Origin of the sequence: Chryseobacterium jejuense (assembly GCF_017877355.1) — a bacterium.
In the GTDB taxonomy this organism is placed as follows: Bacteria; Bacteroidota; Bacteroidia; order Flavobacteriales; family Weeksellaceae; genus Chryseobacterium; species Chryseobacterium jejuense_A.
In genome coordinates this window covers 340,415-358,997 of sequence record NZ_JAGIPR010000004.1, presented here as the reverse complement: position 1 = coordinate 358,997, position 18,583 = coordinate 340,415, and the positions used below count along the sequence as shown (strand labels likewise).

Genomic DNA, 18,583 nt, shown 5'->3' with positions numbered 1-18,583 from the left:
TGTTTTTTCATAAAAAATCCCGATGAAAATTCACCGGGATTATATATTTTAAAAAGTTGAATTATAAGCTTACTCTTATAAATCCTGTTACTTTTAGATCTGCATTTACAGATTTTACATAGTCAGCAACTGAGATACTAGAATCTTTAATGAAATCTTGGTGTACCAAAGTGTTGTCTTTGTAGAATCTCTGCATTTTACCTTTCAAGATATTGTCGATAATGTTTGCAGGCTTACCTTCTTCAGTAAGTTTGTGTCTTTCGATCTCTAATTCTTTGTCAATAGTTTCTTGAGAAACTTTAGTTTCGTCAAGAGCGATAGGGTTCATCGCAGCAGCTTGCATAGAAACAGATTTAGCAACTTCATCAGCTCCGTCTACTTTTGCAGAAAGTGAAGTGATAGCAGCAATTTTGTTTCCAGCGTGGATATAAGCTCCTAGGAATGGTCCTTCGATTCTTTCGAATGTACCAATTTCGATTTTTTCACCGATAACACCTGTCTGCTCAATTAATTTTTCAGCAACAGTCATTCCGTGGAAATCTGTAGCTAATAATTCTTCTTTAGTAGCAGCGAAGATCGCCATTTCAGCTAATTCGTAAGCTAGCTCGATGAAAGCTTCGTTTTTACCAACGAAGTCAGTCTCACAGTTTAAAGAGATAATAGCACCTAAAGTGTTATCTTCATTTACTCTTGCGATTACAGCTCCTTCAGTAGATTCTCTGTCAGCTCTATTAGCAGCAACTTTTTGTCCTTTTTTTCTAAGGATATCTACCGCTTTTTCGAAATCTCCTTCAGCTTCAACTAGAGCTTTTTTGCAGTCCATCATACCTGCACCTGTTTGGTTTCTTAATTTAGCTACGTCTGCAGCAACTGGTGTATAAGACATAATATCTATTATTTTTTATTTAAGATTAGTATTAATTTTTAGCTTAATTTTAAAGCAGTGCAAAGATAATGATTTTAATGATAAACTAAAAAACGACTTTTCACGTTATTAATATATTTAATACTATTTTAAAGATTTGATTAATGAAAAAAATCTTCCTTCTCCTTTTTATATGCATTTTTTCCCTTGGTTTTTCTCAGAAAAAGAAAAAAACAAAATCTAAAGCTGTTGTGGAAAAAGAAACCGTGATTATTTACACGGAGCAGGAAGCTGAAATCTCAAAAGAGACAAGAGTGATTGCAGGCTTCATTAAGCAAAACCCTGGACATGCCCGAACTGACTTCTTTAAAAAAAGGCTGATGGAAATTATCATGGCAGATAATTCGCCTGAAGCTAAACCTACAATAAAACCGATCAGTAAAGAGAAAATTGAAAATATTGTTAAAAATAATGAGCTGAACAGTGGTAAAGTAATAGCAGCTAATAAAGCATCCACTGCAAATAATACTAAGAATACAGATAAAGTAAATAATGCCATCAATGCATTGAAAGAAGAAAGGCTGGCAAACTATGCTTCGACGGGTGCTGTAAAAAGCGCTGGTTCTTCAGCTAAATCGGAACCTAGCGAAGCAAATAAAAAAACAGCAGCCATGCTTACCCATATTTTTAATAATGATATTAATAAAAATGAGGCTTATATCAATATTAAAAACAGATCAAGCTGTAATCTGATCGTGAAAATAAGTGGTAAAAAATATTATAATTTAAGTGTTCCTGCCAAAGGAGAAAACTTTATTTTGATTGATAAAGGAGAATATGTTTTGACTACAATGGTATGTGATGCAAAATATTCTTCACTGAAGAAAATAACTCAGGATGTAGAGATTGCTCTCAATGTTGCTGATTAAAGAAGAAGAAAACTAAAATAAAAAAGGTTAAGAAATTTTCTTAACCTTTTTTATTTTTTATCCTTTAAACTGACCCATCGCAATGAATTTATCCTGTCTCTGGGTTTCAAGCTCCTGTCCTGTAAATTTGGAGAAAGCTTTGATATTTTGTAAAATTGAATTTTTCAAGTTCAAATAAGTGGTCTCCTGATCGTAGTGAGCACCTCCAAGCGGTTCCTCAATAATTCCGTCAATGAACTTCTCTCTTAAAGCATCCTGTGGAGTAAGGTTTAATGCATTAGCTGCATCTTCCTTGTGATCCCAGTTTCTCCATAAGATAGAAGAGCAACTTTCTGGAGCAATTACTGTATACCATGTGTTTTCTAGCATGTATACTTTATTACCTACACCTATTCCTAATGCTCCACCACTTGCTCCTTCTCCAATGATGTAAGTGAAGATCGGAGTCTTAAGCTGAACCATTTCAAAAATATTTCTTGCAATAGCTTCACCCTGTCCTCTTTCTTCAGCTTCTAATCCTGGATAAGCTCCCGGTGTATCCACTAAAGTTACTACAGGAATGTTAAATTTCTCAGCAAGCTTCATTAGTCTTAAAGCTTTTCTGTATCCTTCAGGATTGGGCATCCCAAATCTTCTGTGCTGTCTTTCCTTTGTAGTTCTCCCTTTTTGAGTCCCTATAATCATCACTCTCTGACCATCTAGGGTAATCAATCCTCCAATCATTGCCGGGTCATCAGCGAAATTTCTGTCTCCATGAAGTTCTAAGAAACTGCCTTTGTCTGCCATCCCATGAATATAGTCCAAAGTATAAGGACGATCCGGGTGGCGGGACAGTTGTACTCTTTGCCAAGGTGTAAGATTGCTATAGATTTCTTTTTTCTTTTCTAAAATCTTATCCTCAATCTGGCTGCATGCTAATTTTACATCAACACCACTTTCTTCTCCTACTAAAGAACACGTCTGGTATTGGTCCATCAATTCTTTGATAGGAAGTTCGAAACTTAAATATTCCATTTCTTGAAGTAAATTAAATCTTTCAAATGTATGAAAAATTATGGTAATTCTATTTAAAATTATTTATAGCATTGCTTATTCTGGCGATACTTTCCTCTTTTCCAATGATTTCCAGAATGTCCGGAACATCAGGCCCTTTCAATTCTCCTACTAAAGATAAACGAAGTGGCATCATTACTTTACCCATTCCCAAATCTTTGTTTTCCGCAAAATCATGCATAGCTTGCTTTAATGTCTCTGCAGCAAAGTCTGTAGATGCAAATATTGTAGCTAATTCTCCTAAAATAGCAGATGTTTCGTCATTCCATGCTTTTTTAGATGCTTTCTCATCGTAAGAGGTTGGAGCTTCAAAGAAAAACCTCCCGTTTTCATAGATGTCTTTCGGAAAAGTAGCTCTTTCCTTCATCAGAGGAATTACTTTTAATAGCTTTTCATCTGAAGCATTGGAAAGATCAAGGCCTGAATTTTTAATCAGGTGAAGAAGCTCTTCATCTGATTTCATCTGAATATACTGATGGTTGAACCATTCAGATTTTTCTTTATTGAATCTGGCACCTGCTTTGTGTACTTTATGAAGATCAAATTCTTTAGCCATTTCATCCAAAGAAAGAACTTCTTTATCATCTGCCGGAGACCATCCTAATAATGCTACCATATTAATGAATGCATCAGGAAGATATCCGTTTTCTCTGTATCCTTTGGAAACAATTCCTGTTGCAGGATCTTTGAAATCAAGCGGGAATACCGGGAATCCGAATTTATCCCCGTCTCTTTTACTTAGTTTTCCTTTTCCTTCCGGTTTCAGAATTAAAGAAAGGTGTGCAAATTGTGGAGCTTCCCAACCCATTGCTTCGTATAATAAAGTATGTAATCCCAAAGATGGTAACCATTCTTCACCACGGATTACGTGAGAAATTTCCATTTCGTGGTCATCAATGATGTTGGCGAAGTGGTAAGTTGGCATTCCGTCATTTTTTACCAGAACTTTATCATCTAATGTATTGGTGTTTACAGCTGATTTTCCACGGATAATGTCTTCAAGATTCAATATTCTGTCTACAGGCATTTTGAATCTTACCACATAAGGAGTTTTTTCATCCAATAATTTCTGAACTTCCTCTTCAGAAAGAGCAAGACTGTTTCTTAAATGGTTTCTGGTTTTATTATCATAAGAGAAAACATCTCCTTTTACTTCGTATTCTGCACGAACAGCATCCAGTTCTTCTGCCGTATCGAAAGCGATGTAAGCATAATCTGTTTTTAAGATCTGCTCTGTGTATCTGTCATAGATATCTCTTCTTTCAGATTGTCTGTAAGGGGCAAATTTTCCTCCTTTCTTAGGACTTTCATCAGGGATAATTCCACACCATTCTAAAGCTTCCTCAATGTATTCCTCAGCTCCTTCTACATATCTTGCGGTATCTGTATCTTCAATTCTCAATACAAATTCTCCCCCTTGATTTTTTGCAAAAAGGTAATCATATAATGCAGTTCTTACGCCTCCCAAATGTAAAGGTCCGGTAGGACTTGGAGCAAAACGTACTCTTACTTTCTCCATTTCAATTTTAATTTTTGCAAATTTACTTAAAATTATGCGTTTAGGAGATGATTTCTGACCGTGTATTTTCCGATTTTTACTTTTAAACCTGTTGTACATTTAGCATAAATTGATTTTTATTTTCTAAATCAGAAAGTTTTAGGCTTCTAATTTATTTACCGGATTTGTAAGGCTGCAAGTTTTTGTCAGTTCTTTTTTCATTTTTTTCTAAATGGACAAGAGGGATATTAAAATAAATTTCTGAGTTAAGCTTCAATTATTTTTGTTGAAAGAAATCCAGAGTCAATGCTTTTTGTTGAAATTTCTTTGAAGTAGAGAAAAGAAATTCGTTAATATTTTGTATTAAGAAAAAGGAAAGTTCTTACCATTGAATCTTTGTTAGCTGTGCGAGGTACTTTTGGAGGATAGATAGCAAAAAAATGATTTTTATTATATATCTTTATATATTAAAATATATCAATTAAATCATGAGAAAAAATTTATTTGTAATGTTTGGTCTATTTGCAAGTATTTGCATTATGGCCCAAAGTTTTACACGAGGTACTAATTTGATAAAAGATAGAAGGTATGAATCTCAAAATGGACAGTATTTTCTGACTTTTCAAAATGATGGAAATTTGGTGGTTTACAATCGTAGAAACCAACCGAAATGGGATTCTAAAACACAAGGCGAGGGTACGAGAGCAATTTTTCAGGACGATGGCAATCTTGTAGTTTATAATTACTCAGGAAATGCTGTATTTAGTACAAATACAGTTAATAAAAATGCGACCAGTCTTGAAATGCAGGACGACGGTAATCTGGTAATTTATAATAGAAGAAGAAATGCATTGTGGTCTTCTAATGATAATTCTAATGGAAATTCTAATTGGAATTCTAATAATACCGGAAGCTATAGTAGAGGTAATATTTACAAAGGATTTAGATTTGTAAAAGGCGAAAAGATATATTCTGAAGATTATAACTATTACTTAATTTTCCAAACAGATGGTAATTTAGTAATGTATAGTAATGGAAATAAAAAAGATATCTGGTCTACTGCAACGGCAGGAAGAGGGCGAAGCGCTATTTTTCAGGACGATGGAAATCTGGTAGTTTATGACTCTTCAAATAGGTCTGTATACAGTACAGGGGTAAGTTCATCAAATATTGATAGACTTTCAGTTCAGAATGATGGTAATATTGTGATATACAACAATAATGGCAGTATAGTTTGGGCAAATAAAAAATAAATATAGAAAATAGACTGACCGAAAGGTCAGTCTATTTTTTTGTTCGAACTTTATTGTAGTTTGATGAATATATTTTATTTCACAGGTTTTACTTTTTACAAAAACTAATTTTGTAACCTCATGAAATTATCTTTTCCCATATATTGATCCAATCTTTTGTTTCATTTTCCAGGGAATAATTTTCTAAAACAAATTGTGATGCTTTTTTACCCTTTTCAAAAAAGAGATTTGAATTTTTATTATATTCTAAGGCATAATTTTCTATTTTTTCAACGAAATCAATAATATTACCTTCCTCGATTCGGCAAGAAAATTCTTCTTTGAAATATTCTTTACCACCTTGCCCGGTATATCCGATTACGAAACATCCACAAGACATTGCTTCTATAGGAGGGAGTCCAAAACCTTCTCTATGATTGAAGCTTAAGAAAAAAACAGATTCTTTTAAATGTTGTGCAACTGCTTGTTCATCCATATTATCAATCGGGAAAAACTCCCAATCATTCAATTTTTTTCGTGCCTTTAAAATATTAATAATTTGCAAAGAATCTTCAGAAAGTTTCCTTGGCATAAAAGCAATTTTCCGCTTTTTTTTATCACCAAAATTAAAAACCTGAGTATCAATTCCTAAACGAATTCTATATAAATTATGTGAAGGAAATACAGTGTCAAAATACCTTTGTGCATTTTCAGATGCTACAATAGTTCCAATACAATTTTTATTTAAATAAGGATTCTCTTCACTATAATCATATCCATAACCCTGGAAAGTGTAGTAGCAATTTTGGTTAAGTATTACATACTGATTATTGGGAATGGTTTTATGAAATGATTTCCCATATATTTCCGGAAAGACAAATAGAGCATCTTTCTCTATTTGGTGTGAAAAAAAACGGTGAAATAATAGTTTTAATTTTTCATAAAAACTATTTTTATGATTTTTAGAGTTACTGCTATTTTCTATATTTTTTATAAGTTCATAATGATAAGAAATTTTTGTGAAAGGGTACCAAATGTTATCTTTTTTCTTCTTTTTTTTAAGTAAGACAGCAGCATTATAACCATGACTGTTCAGAATATTTACATATTTATAAATTTGTTTTATACCTCCAAACGGTACAGAAACTGATGGGCAAATAAAATATATTTTTCTTTTTTTCATAATAAAATGAATGCTTTTTTTGAATAAATGTCATGAGTAATTCTTTTCGCGTAAATATGTTTTTGCTAAAGAAAAGTCTCTCTTTTTAATACTTTGTGTGCTGGTTTTCTTTGCTTATTATTATATATTACCGTATTCCTTAAGCACGGAAGCGGTTTTGTTATGTATTATAAAACTCCTGAGCGAATGCCATTTCGATCCACGTTTTTATTAAAGTTGTATCTAGCAACAATCCTATCAGCATCATGATAAATATAATTAACAGATGTGAAATATTCGGGTAATCCAAAGGTAAAAGATAACAAACTTATTACTATCATAATTTGTAATAAATGCTTAATTTCGTTTCCTTAATTACTAAGGTCCGACAAAATAATAAATTTAAAATGGGAATTAAAAGATTTTTTAAAAATAAAATAAGGGATAATAAATTCATCAAAAACAAAAGAAAAATTGGAATTAAGCATTTAGACCTTGACTTTTTTAGAAATTATGAATTTAGTTTAAAGACTAATTCCCACAACCCTGAAGTTTCTATTATTATTCCTGTCTATAATCAAATCAGATATACCCTCAACTGTCTTTATACGATTGAGCAATATGATAAAAATATTTCCAAAGAAATTATTATTATTAACGACAACAGTTCAGATGAAACGTTGGAGTTTTTAAATAAAATTCAAGGGATTACGGTTATAAATAATACTGAAAATCTAGGCTTTCTAAGAAATGTAAATAAAGGAATTCAAGCGTCAAACGGGAAATATATCTATTTATTAAATAATGATACCGAGGTTCAGGAAAATTATTTAAGCTCACTGATCAATGTTTTTGATACCAAAGAAAATGTAGGAGCGGTGGGTTCAAAAATGATTTTTGCCGATAATACTTTACAGGAAGCTGGCTGCCTGATTTTCAAAGGCTGCGAAATTGTAAACCTGGGAAGGTTTAATTCCATTGACCATCCTTCATTTAATTTTTTAAGAAAAGTTGATTATTGCTCAGGATGTAGTTTGTTGTTTAAAAGAATTGATACAACAGGAAATTTAAATCTTCTGGATGAGGAATTCTTACCGGCCTATTATGAAGAAACAGACTTTTGTCAGCGGTTAAAATATGTACAGGGATTGGATATTTACTACCAGCCAAAATCTGAGATTTTACATTTTGAAAATATAAGCTACACAGGAAAAGACAGTAACAAAGAGATATTGCTTGAAAAAAATGCTAAGAAATTTAAAGAAAGATGGAACTCAAGGTTCGAGGGAGATAAGTTTTTAGAAATTAATAATAAAAAGCATTTAAATGTTTATAAAAATTATCAGAAGCCTACTATTCTTTTTCTGGAGGAGTCTATGCCTAAATATGACCAGGATAGCGGTTCGAGGAGACTGGATGAAATTTTTAAAATCCTGATAGCCCAGAATCATAAGATCTTATTGGGAATTCCGGAATTTAATGATACTGATAAAAAATATATAGAATATTGTGAATCTCTTGGAATAGAGGTATTCCAGGATTATGTTACGCCCAAAAATAAGATCGTTAAAATTAATGACCAAATCATTGAAAAGTTACCTCTCATTGATTTAATATGGATTTTCAGACCCCACGGTTTTAAAAATTGGCATAAGGTTCTTAAAAAACATATCACAAAACAAAAACTTATCTACGATATGGTGGATCTGCATTACTTGCGTGTTGAAAGAGAGAGAGAGTATATGCCGACTACTCCGAAAATGGAGAAGAGAAACCAAAAGACTAAAGAGCTGGAATATTCAGCAATGCGAAACTCTGATGCTGTGGCAGCGATTAGTGATGTGGAGAAGGGGATTGTCTCTCAAAATGGAATAGATATCAATAAAGTACACGTGGTAAGTAATTTCCATACGGTAGAGCAGGTTAATAAAAACGGATTTGCAGATAGGAAAGGATTATTATTTATTGGAGGGTTCAGGCATCTTCCTAATTTAGATGCATTGAAATTTCTTGTTGAAGATATAATGCCTTTGGTATGGAAAAAAGATGATACTATTTTTGTAAATGTAATTGGACCTGAGTTATCAGAAGAACTTACAAATAAATATAATTCGGATAAAATCAGGATATTGGGGTATCAGGAAACTGTTGATGAATGGTTTGATTCATCCAGGGTATTTGTAGCTCCTTTACGATACGGAGCAGGAGTTAAAGGTAAAATAGGTCAGGCTCTGGAATATGAGCTCCCCATTGTAACAACACCAATAGGAGTGGAGGGTATGAATCTTCAGCATGATACGCACGCACTGGTAAGTGATATTAATGATGCAGAAACCTTTGCCAATAATATTCTGGAACTTTATTCTAATGAGAGACTTTGGAGTACACTTAAAAATAATTCAAAGGAGGCTTTACATCCTTTTTCGAGGGAAGTACAAGGGAAAAATGTTCTTAATTTAATAGCAAGTTTATATAAAAAATAAGCTCTGTGAAAATAAAATAAGATTCGGGATTGAAGATTTATAATGTAGAGTACAATGCAGCGCTTCATCATTATCTAAAAACACATTAATGATATGTGTCTGGTGTACAGTTTTCGCGAAAGAAATGCAAAAGAAATTAGAAGCTATTGGATTTGAAGTGAAAGTTAATAAAAAGAGAAGTATTGTCGAAGGAATTTTAGGAGATAATAATATTGTCTTTATTTCAACGAAATTATAAAAATGAAAAGGAGATTTTAAAATCTCCTTTTGTTTTTGAAAATATTCAGAATAAATAAAATCTGTGATCTTACAGGATACTTGGCCTTGATCAATTTTACTTTTTCAGCATATATTTTTTCAATTTCTTTGATGTTATTTTTTATAATTTCATGATGATGCGGCTGAGACTTAAGATAAAGCTGATTCTTTTTATAACTGCTGGTCAGACGCTTTATATATTTTGATAGCCCTTTAAAATCTTGGATGAGCCCAAATGTACGTTTAAGAAATAATAAAGACCGGTCATTTTTATCAAAAAATACACCTCCAATTTGTTGATGGTTATGAATCCTGTAGTAAAAGAGTTTTTCATCAAGCATTGCGAAAGAATCTTTTTGAACAGCAATAAAAGCAATCCATTCATCATGATGAAGACCTTCAGAGTCCGGAATGGGCATAATTTCCTTTAAAAAAGACTTTCGTAAAGACATTGATGCTCCTGTTGCAATATTGGTTACTTTAGAAAGAGTTTCCTTTATACTGAAGTTTTTATCAGCTGATTTGGCAATAGTGGGAAGATCCCAGAAAGAATACATTTCCTTTCTTTCACCATCATCGGTAATGCAATAACCATTTGTAGCTATTACATTGATATTTTCATGTTTTTTAAAGTAATCTAAATGTATCTTAACTTTATGGTCAACCCATATATCATCCTGATCACTTAGGAAAATAAATTCATTGTTACACAGAGAAATGGCTTTTTCAAAATTTTTTACACTCCGAAGATTATTTTTATTAGTATAGATTTTGAAAATGCTGGGGTATTGGTCCTGGTAAGAATTTAAAATAGAAATAGTAGAGTCTGTAGAGCCGTCATCACATATAATAATTTCATCTATTGGAACGGTTTGGTTCAGAATAGAATCGAGCTGATATTTTATATATTTTTCTCCGTTGTAGGTACAAAGAGCAACTGAGGTTTTCATGGAGACTTATTTATTAGATTGACTGAATAAAATTTGGATCCAATTACTAAACGAATATCTCTGATAAATTTCTTCAGAAGATTCACTATAATCCTCTGCCAGGAAATTGGTAATTTCAGACATATTATCATCATTCAGCAGAAATATATTACTAGGATTATAAAATCTATATCCCTTCACTAATTCATTATTAGTAATTAATTTTTTTCTGTACCCTACAGCCTCAAAAACCCTGAAAGAAAGTCCTTTATGAATAGTGTTTTGAAAGTCAAGAATAATTTTTGAAGCTTTGGCATTTTTCATGTTTTCCTCAAAACTCATTCCGGTTCTTGTGAAATTTATAGGATATTCCCGATACTTCTTGATATGCTTTTCTTTAGTATAGATTACATTGATATTGGTTTTCAGGTTTTTTTCCTGAAATAATATAGAAAGATTGCAAAGCTCTTCAATACGATCCTTCATAAAAGTTCCTACGAAGAAAAGATCCTGTTTTGCCTCCTGCTTTTCGGACAAATAATCAAAATAAAAATTGTGGATATGCTTTGTCTGCGGATATCTTATGGTGTCTCTTTCATCAAATACAAAAAAGCTGTCAAAATATTTTATAGTATTTTCAGCCAAAGGAAACCTCTGCATTCCGTCCCACTGGTAAGCCACTGTATAAGTACTTTTTTCCTGAATTTTGGACAGAACATTCTTACTGAAAAGGTCAGGGCGTACCACAAGGGCATAATCTGCATGGCTGATTTTATCAAGAAAAAACAGCTGGGGTTGTTCCTTTTTTTCGGCTAACATTTTGGCTTTAAAGGTCCTGTTGTTGCTGAATGCCTTTTTATAAATATGAATTAAAGACTCTTCTGCACTCAGTTTTACTTGCGAGCAATCATGCTCTACAGTAAAAACTTTAAAACCAAGATACTCAAGATTTTTTTTAAAAACCTTTGGTAGCCCAAAATGATTAGGGACAGCTAATATGATACTTTTATCTTTAAAGTCGTTCATTGTTATATTGAATATCCTGCTTTAGAAAAATAAGGTCTCCAGAAATCTTTCTCCTTATTCCATCTATGGCAGCCAAAAGGAAGTTCTCCTTTATTGATGTTCATTGCTTTCTCCTGTTTATTCTCAATTGAGAAGAGACAGGCTTCTTTATAATTAGGTTTAGAAAAAATTATACCATTTCTTTCAGGCTCGATACTAAAAAACACGTCTTCGGCGTAAAATTGACCTGTATTTTCAGGTTTTAAGTAAATTTGTACTACCTTCGGAAGGTTTTCAAGAACTTCTATAAACTTTTCTCTTTTTCTTAAAGATAGTCCTCCATTCCCTACAGTATTATAAAGAAGAGATTTATCTTTTTGCCATTTCCCATTCCCTTTAAAGTTGGTCATTCCTTTAAACTTAGCAATGGTTTTATCAAAAAATAATTTTAAAAAAGGAATATGTTCCGAACTCCGTATCCAGGGAGCACCAATATAATCGTAGTTTTTTTTGCACCAATTTATAAGATCATCTTTAAATACAAAACAGTCAGATTGATAAATTAGTATATATTTTTCTGAAAAACTTTTATAAAAATTTACGTCCATCATGAGTTGATTGTATCCAAAAATATTTTTGAAATAACGGTCATCAAAACCAATGAATGAAGCATTGAAATCTTTATAGGCATCAAGAGGAAGACTTTTAGGATGTATAAAAGTGATTTTGTAACTTCCTAAAATATGAAATACCTGACTGAATGAAATCAAATCATCACGATCAGGTATTTCTTTATATATTGGAATAATAATATCTACCAAAGTTTATTTTGTGAAGGCTAAAATTGTTTTTTCAATAATTTTTACACAATCCAATAATTGCTCTTCTGTAATTACCAATGGTGGTGCTAATCTGATGATGTTACCATGTGTTGGTTTTGCAAGTAATCCGTTTTCTTTTAATTGTAAACAAAGATTCCATGCAGTAGAACTTTCTGGAGTATCATTGATTAGTATAGCATTTAACAGTCCTTTTCCTCTTACTTTGGTAATAAGATCTGTCTTTTCAATAAGTTTATTGATTTCAGCTCTGAAAAGCTGACCCAGTTCTTCTGCTCTTTCAGATAATTTTTCATCAGCTACAACATCTAATGCTGCTACGGCTACTGCACAGGCAATTGGATTTCCTCCGAATGTAGAACCGTGTTGTCCTGGCTTAATCACATTCATGATTTCATCATTCGCCAATACTGCAGATACTGGATACATTCCTCCTGAAAGTGCTTTTCCTAGAATTAGAATGTCTGGCTGTACATTTTCGTGATGACAAGCAATCAGTCTTCCTGTTCTTGCAATACCTGTCTGTACTTCATCCGCAATGAAAAGAACATTATATTTTTTACATAGTTCAGAAGTATTTTTAAGGAAATTCTCATCCGGAACATATACTCCTGCCTCACCCTGAATAGGCTCTACAAGGAATGCAGCAATATTTTCTGCCTCTCTGCTTAATACTTCTTCCAATGCTGCAATATCATTGTACGGAATTTTGATAAAGCCCGGTGTAAAAGGTCCATAATTTTGGTTAGCATCCGGGTCGTTGGAGAAAGAAACAATAGTGGTTGTTCTTCCATGGAAGTTATTTTCACAAACGATGATTTTTGCTGCGTTTTCTGAAATTCCTTTTACTTCATAACTCCATTTTCTAGCCAATTTTACAGCGGTTTCTACTGCTTCAGCTCCAGAGTTCATTGGTAATACTTTATCAAACCCGAAAAGAGTGGTGATTTTCTGTTCGTATTCTCCTAATTTAGAGTTATAGAATGCTCTTGAAGTTAAGGCTAACTTTTGAGATTGCTCTACTAAAGCTCCTACGATTTTAGGATGGGAATGTCCTTGGTTTACAGCAGAATATGCTGAAAGAAAATCATAATATCTTTTGCCCTCTACATCCCAAACGAAAACACCTTCTCCGCGGTCCAGAACTACTGGCAGTGGATGATAATTGTGTGCTCCATGTTTGTCTTCAAGGTCAATAAAATATTGTGAGTTTTTTGTTTGTTCTGCTGTTGACATATTGTTGGTTTTTTACAAATTTACATAATATTAATGAGATTAATAAACAAAAGTAGAGTCGTGCTAAAGGCTGTAATTAAAGTGTATTTTGAGGCTAAATGAGCTTATAGCGGAAATGTTTTCTTAACGGATAAACTGTTGTAGGTATTCTATCTTTTAAAAAGTAGGTTAAATATGGCTACAAATCATACATTTTTTTAAGGAATCAGATTTTTTCTCAAATACTTTCTCTTCGTCTTTATTTTCAATTTTTTTGGATGAGCTGAAATAGGTAAGCATGAAAACAGCGGCAAAACTAAGCACAAAATAGAGTAGAATGGTACCTGTAATTCCGATAAATATCCATTTTAATGTCTTGTTCATGATTTATTTTTTTTACACAAACATTTTTTCTTATAAATAATAAGCAAAAAACTCTCTAAAAACAGAATAAAAGTCCCTTACCTCAAAATAGGCAGGACTTGAACTTTCAATATTTTTAAAATGGTGTTCCCTGAACAGTTTTTTGATTCTGGTCTGATGATAAAACTGTGATACAGAGATAACATTTTTATACTGTAAGCTATCAGCGATTTTTATAGTATTGAGAACGGTCTTCTCTGTATTATCCCCAAAGTTATCCACAAGAATATTATGAGCAGGAATTTTATTTTTGATCAGATATTTTTTCATTTCGGTACCTTCCCAATAGCCTTCCTTACCCAAACCACCGCTTACCAATATATTTTTAATCTGTTTTTTCTGATACAGTTCAATGCTTTTATCCAGTCTTGCTTGCAATCTTGGGGAAAGGCTTCCGTCTTCATTTACTTTATTCCCGAAGACTACGGCAAGATCAGCTTTTTGTTTAGGATCTGTAAGACCATCATAAGTAATATACAGAGAATGAATGATAAACCAGGAGAGGGCTGCAACCAGAATAGATTTTAAAATTTTGTTCAGCATATCTTTGAATGTATACAAAAATAAAAAACTGCCTCATATTGAAGCAGTTTAAAGTTTTTTATTTTAAGATAATCTTAGTGATTATCATATTTTCTATCCATTACAAAATCTTCCATAAATTTTGTAGTGTAATTTCCTGCAAGATAATCTTCGTTATCCATCAGTTGTCTGTGGAAAGGAATGGTAGTTTTTACTCCTTCAATATAGAATTCCTCAAGGGCACGTCTCATTTTTGCAATAGCTTCCTCACGGGTTTGAGCCGTTGTGATAAGCTTGGCAATCATAGAGTCGTAGTTAGAAGGGATTGTATATCCGGAATACACGTGAGTATCTACTCTGATTCCGTGTCCGCCAGGGATGTTTAATCCTGTGATTTTTCCTGGAGACGGTCTGAAGTCTGCATAAGGGTCTTCAGCGTTGATTCTACACTCGATTGAATGTAATTTAGGATAATAGTTGATTCCTGAAATAGGAGTTCCTGCAGCAAGAAGAATTTGTTCTCTGATTAGGTCATAATCAATTACCTGCTCAGTAATAGGGTGCTCTACCTGGATTCTTGTATTCATTTCCATGAAATAGAAATTTCTGTGTTTGTCTACAAGGAATTCGATAGTTCCTACTCCTTCGTATCCGATGAATTCAGCAGCTTTTACAGCAGCGTTACCCATTTTCTCACGAAGTTCGTCAGTCATGAACGGAGAAGGTGTTTCTTCTGTTAATTTCTGGTTTCTTCTCTGTACGGAACAGTCTCTTTCAGAAAGGTGACAAGCTTTACCGAATTGGTCACCAGCAACCTGAATCTCAATGTGTCTAGGCTCTTCAATCAGTTTTTCCATATACATACCTCCGTTTCCAAAGGCCGCTACAGCTTCCTGAATGGCAGACTCCCAGTGATCTTTAAGGTCTTCAGCTTTCCAAACAGCTCTCATCCCTTTACCACCACCGCCGGCAGTTGCTTTAATCATTACAGGGTATCCTGTTTCTTCAGCAACTTTTACAGCGTGCTCATAAGATTCGATCAAACCGTCAGAACCCGGTACACAAGGTACACCAGCAGCTTTCATGGTAGCCTTAGCATTTGCTTTGTCTCCCATTTTTTCAATCTGCTCTGGAGAAGCTCCAATGAACTTAATCCCGTTCTTCTGGCAGATTCTTGAGAAGTTAGCATTTTCAGATAAGAATCCATAACCTGGGTGAATTGCGTCAGCGTTTGTAATTTCCGCAGCAGCAATAATGTTAGGGATTTTAAGGTATGAGTCTTTGCTCATCGCAGGGCCAATACAAACCGCTTCATCAGCAAATCTTACATGAAGACTGTCTTTATCTGCTGTAGAGTATACCGCAACAGTTTTGATCCCCATTTCTTTACAAGTACGTAAAATACGCATTGCAATTTCGCCACGATTGGCTATTAATATTTTTTTGAACATCTCTCCGAAATTTTAAATTATAAATTTTGAATTTTAAATTATTTTAAATGAAAAAAGATTCATCTAAAATTTATAATCTTTAATCTAAAATTCCTTAAGATGGATCTACTAAGAATAATGGTTGGTCGTATTCTACAGGAGTAGCATCGTCAACTAAAATTTTAACGATTTTTCCACTGATTTCAGATTCAATCTGGTTGAATAACTTCATTGCTTCAATTACGCAAACTACTTTACCAACAGAAACCTCGTCACCTACATTTACGAATACGTCTTTATCCGGAGATGGTTTTCTGTAGAATGTTCCAATCATTGGAGATTTGATTGTTACATATTTGCTATCATCAGATGCAGCGTCAGCTTTCTCTGCAGGAGCAGCAGCCGGAGTTGCAACAGGGGCCGGAGCAGCTACCGCTTGTGGAGCCGTGTGATATACTGCAGGCTGTGCATAAACAGCTTCGCTTCCAGCTAATGGAGTTTTAATAGTGATTTCGAAATCCTTAGTCTTGTATTTTACTTCTGAAACTTCAGCCTTAGATACAAACTTAATAAGATTCTGTATGTCTTTAATGTCCATAAATTTGATATTTGATTTGATGTCAAAGATACCAAAAAAACGCAAAAAACAACAAAAAACCGCCAAATTTTATCAAAATTGGGCGGTTTTTGTATTAAAATGAGGCTTTTTCAATGAAAAGCAACTCTTAGTTTTCTTCAGTAGCAGCTACTTCTTTTTCCAATACTACTTTACCTCTGTAGTAAAGTTTTCCTTCATGCCAGTGAGCTCTGTGGTATAGGTGAAGCTCTCCTGTTGTTGCATCTTTAGCTAATTGAGGAACTACAGCTTTGTAGTGAGTTCTTCTCTTATCTCTTCTTGTAGACGATTGTCTTCTCTTTGGATGTGCCATTTTCTAATAACTTTTTTAATTGATGAGCGATGAGATTCATCATCTCATCATATTTAAATTATTCTATTTAATTATTGTCTCTTAATTTTCTTAAAGCCTCCCATCTAGGGTCACTTTCATGTTCTTCTTCTTCAGCTTCCTCAATATCTTTCGGACTGAACTGGTCAAGAATTTTGATATCTTCATCACTTACATTCGGTGAAATCTTTTTCATCGGGATAGAAAGCATCACATTTTCGTAGATCAAATGAGCTACGTTGAAAGCATGCTCTGCAGTAGGAATCGTAATAACATCTTCATTGCTGTCATCGTATTCTTCCCCGAAATTCACCAGAATCTTGATTTCATTCTCAATAGGATAGTCGAAGTCTTCATTTGTAATATCACAAACCAATTCAACCAAACCTTTTATCTTAATCTCAAACTCCAGAAAAGTAGTGTGTTTGTCTAATAAGACATTCACTCCTATTCTAGGATTTGTAAATTCCTGCTCAGTGTCAAATAATTGAAAGAACGTTTTATCTATCTCAAACTTGAACTCGTGTTTTCCGTTTTTAAGTCCGGAAAAGCTTACGTCATAGTTTCTTAACTTGTCCATAAAATGAGTGTGCAAAAATATGCATTTTTTTTATAATAACAAATAAAATCTAAAACAAATTAATTTAAAATTTGTTTTAACGGATTATCCTTCAGTTTCCTCAGGTAGATCCTCATCAATTCCATTATCAACAGCCATTTTTCTAGGCTGAAGGCGGGTGCTCATCAGTTCACTATATTCACTTCTGTTGTTGAAAATCTTAATAGCAGTGAAGATAGCTTCCGTAAAACTCTGTTCATCAGCGATATTTTTCCCCGCAATATCATAGGCAACTCCATGATCCGGAGAAGTTCTTATAAAAGGAAGCCCTGCCGTATAATTTACTCCTTCTTCATAAGCTAGTGTCTTGAACGGAGCTAATCCCTGATCGTGATACATTGCTAAAACCCCATCAAAGTTTCTGTATTTGTTCGGTTGGAAGAAACTGTCTGCCGGGAAAGGTCCGAATGCCAGAATTCCATTATCTGAAAGTTCCTGAATGGCCGGGCTGATGATTTCTATTTCTTCAGTTCCGATAACTCCGCCATCTCCTGCATGTGGATTCAACCCTAATACTGCAATCTTCGGTTTCTGAATGCAGAAATCTTCAATAAGCGTCTGATTCAATACCCTGATCTGTTTTTTGATTTTCTCTTTGGAAATATTCTCTGCAATCTTCGCAATAGGAATATGATGGGTAGATACGGCTACTTTAAGATCTTCAGTTACCAGAAACATCAATCCTTTTTTACTGAATTTTTCTTCAAAATATCCAGTGTGTCCGGCATGCTTAAAGCCCATTTTTACCATTTCATCCTTGTTGATAGGAGCTGTTACCAGAACATCAATATCTCCTTTCATTAAAGCTTCAGTTGCTGCTTCCAAAGAATCAATCGCCATTTGGGTAGACTCTTCAGTAGGTACTCCCAGTTCAACGTTGACATTTTCCTTGGTAAGATTTACCATGTTCAGCTTGCCGGGCTGTGCCTGAGAAGCTTCATTTACATAGTTGAAATTAAGATTCAGCTTGAAAATGTTTTTCTGATAAGTGAATAATTTCCCCGAACCAAAAATTACAGGAGTGAAAAAATCTGTAATGGTTTTGTCTTTCAGAGACTTCATAATGATCTCCGGACCGATGCCATTGAAATCACCGATTGAAATTCCTACTCGTACTTTATGGTTTTTTGGGCTCATTTTGATTATCTTTGAAGATTATAATTTACAAATTTAG

General features: G+C 33.6%; 19 protein-coding genes. 4 read left to right on the top strand and 15 right to left on the bottom strand.

Annotated features, from left to right (window positions below):
• Positions 1–61: 61 nt before the first annotated feature.
• Positions 62–886, bottom strand: coding sequence for a translation elongation factor Ts (tsf, locus tag J2772_RS10900; RefSeq protein WP_068944942.1), 825 nt, complete (start codon positions 884–886; stop codon positions 62–64).
• A 143-nt stretch (positions 887–1,029) separates the two neighbouring features.
• On the opposite strand from tsf, the gene J2772_RS10895 reads away from it, so the two are divergent.
• The gene (locus J2772_RS10895; protein ID WP_209916495.1) at positions 1,030–1,794 is read left to right on the top strand and encodes a DUF6759 domain-containing protein; all 765 of its coding nucleotides are present in this window, start codon (positions 1,030–1,032) and stop codon (positions 1,792–1,794) included.
• A gap of 57 nt (positions 1,795–1,851) precedes the next feature.
• On the opposite strand, the gene J2772_RS10890 is transcribed toward J2772_RS10895, so the two are convergent.
• Both J2772_RS10890 and gltX read right to left on the bottom strand, forming a co-directional pair.
• Positions 1,852–2,808, bottom strand: a complete 957-nt coding sequence (locus tag J2772_RS10890) for an acetyl-CoA carboxylase carboxyltransferase subunit alpha (RefSeq protein ID WP_045501208.1) — start codon at positions 2,806–2,808, stop codon at positions 1,852–1,854.
• A 49-nt stretch (positions 2,809–2,857) separates the two neighbouring features.
• A complete protein-coding gene (gltX, locus tag J2772_RS10885) occupies positions 2,858–4,366 on the bottom strand; it encodes a glutamate--tRNA ligase (RefSeq protein ID WP_209916493.1) in 1,509 nt (502 codons plus the stop codon).
• Positions 4,367–4,833: 467 nt separating this feature from the next.
• Here gltX and J2772_RS10880 point away from each other — a divergent pair, with 467 nt between their 5' ends.
• On the top strand, positions 4,834–5,598 hold the full coding sequence (locus J2772_RS10880; protein ID WP_209916491.1) for a hypothetical protein: 765 nt from the start codon (positions 4,834–4,836) through the stop codon (positions 5,596–5,598).
• A 118-nt stretch (positions 5,599–5,716) separates the two neighbouring features.
• On the opposite strand, the gene J2772_RS10875 is transcribed toward J2772_RS10880, so the two are convergent.
• On the bottom strand, positions 5,717–6,760 hold the full coding sequence (locus tag J2772_RS10875) for a glycosyltransferase (protein ID WP_209916489.1): 1,044 nt from the start codon (positions 6,758–6,760) through the stop codon (positions 5,717–5,719).
• A gap of 386 nt (positions 6,761–7,146) precedes the next feature.
• On the opposite strand from J2772_RS10875, the gene J2772_RS10870 reads away from it, so the two are divergent.
• Together J2772_RS10870 and J2772_RS10865 are read left to right on the top strand one after the other, a co-directional pair.
• A complete protein-coding gene (locus tag J2772_RS10870) occupies positions 7,147–9,222 on the top strand; it encodes a glycosyltransferase (RefSeq protein WP_209916488.1) in 2,076 nt (691 codons plus the stop codon).
• Positions 9,223–9,310: 88 nt separating this feature from the next.
• Positions 9,311–9,460, top strand: coding sequence for a hypothetical protein (locus tag J2772_RS10865; RefSeq protein WP_209916486.1), 150 nt, complete (start codon positions 9,311–9,313; stop codon positions 9,458–9,460).
• 16 nt (positions 9,461–9,476) lie between these two features.
• On the opposite strand, the gene J2772_RS10860 is transcribed toward J2772_RS10865, so the two are convergent.
• The 11 genes from J2772_RS10860 to pdxA form a co-directional block, all read right to left on the bottom strand.
• Positions 9,477–10,430, bottom strand: a complete 954-nt coding sequence (locus J2772_RS10860; RefSeq protein WP_209916484.1) for a glycosyltransferase family 2 protein — start codon at positions 10,428–10,430, stop codon at positions 9,477–9,479.
• Between the two features lie 6 nt (positions 10,431–10,436).
• On the bottom strand, positions 10,437–11,435 hold the full coding sequence (locus J2772_RS10855) for a hypothetical protein (RefSeq protein WP_209916482.1): 999 nt from the start codon (positions 11,433–11,435) through the stop codon (positions 10,437–10,439).
• A gap of 2 nt (positions 11,436–11,437) precedes the next feature.
• Positions 11,438–12,235: a DUF5672 family protein gene (locus tag J2772_RS10850; protein WP_209916480.1), complete on the bottom strand. Its 798-nt coding sequence runs from the start codon at positions 12,233–12,235 to the stop codon at positions 11,438–11,440.
• Between the two features lie 3 nt (positions 12,236–12,238).
• Entirely contained in the window at positions 12,239–13,489 is a 1,251-nt protein-coding gene (gene rocD, locus J2772_RS10845; RefSeq protein ID WP_209916478.1) for an ornithine--oxo-acid transaminase, read from the bottom strand.
• A gap of 168 nt (positions 13,490–13,657) precedes the next feature.
• Entirely contained in the window at positions 13,658–13,852 is a 195-nt protein-coding gene (locus J2772_RS10840) for a hypothetical protein (protein WP_209916476.1), read from the bottom strand.
• A gap of 30 nt (positions 13,853–13,882) precedes the next feature.
• Positions 13,883–14,434, bottom strand: a complete 552-nt coding sequence (locus J2772_RS10835; protein WP_209916473.1) for a YdcF family protein — start codon at positions 14,432–14,434, stop codon at positions 13,883–13,885.
• 74 nt (positions 14,435–14,508) lie between these two features.
• Complete coding sequence (accC, locus tag J2772_RS10830) at positions 14,509–15,864, bottom strand: acetyl-CoA carboxylase biotin carboxylase subunit (protein WP_047098781.1); 1,356 nt, start codon at positions 15,862–15,864, stop codon at positions 14,509–14,511.
• Positions 15,865–15,958: 94 nt separating this feature from the next.
• The gene (gene accB, locus J2772_RS10825; RefSeq protein WP_045501197.1) at positions 15,959–16,441 is read right to left on the bottom strand and encodes an acetyl-CoA carboxylase biotin carboxyl carrier protein; all 483 of its coding nucleotides are present in this window, start codon (positions 16,439–16,441) and stop codon (positions 15,959–15,961) included.
• Positions 16,442–16,568: 127 nt separating this feature from the next.
• Positions 16,569–16,772 (bottom strand): 50S ribosomal protein L32, encoded by a 204-nt coding sequence (gene rpmF, locus J2772_RS10820; RefSeq protein ID WP_002976251.1) that lies wholly within the window; start codon positions 16,770–16,772, stop codon positions 16,569–16,571.
• Positions 16,773–16,839: 67 nt separating this feature from the next.
• Positions 16,840–17,370, bottom strand: a complete 531-nt coding sequence (locus tag J2772_RS10815) for a YceD family protein (RefSeq protein WP_209916471.1) — start codon at positions 17,368–17,370, stop codon at positions 16,840–16,842.
• A gap of 84 nt (positions 17,371–17,454) precedes the next feature.
• Positions 17,455–18,546, bottom strand: coding sequence for a 4-hydroxythreonine-4-phosphate dehydrogenase PdxA (pdxA, locus tag J2772_RS10810; protein WP_209916469.1), 1,092 nt, complete (start codon positions 18,544–18,546; stop codon positions 17,455–17,457).
• Positions 18,547–18,583: the final 37 nt, after the last annotated feature.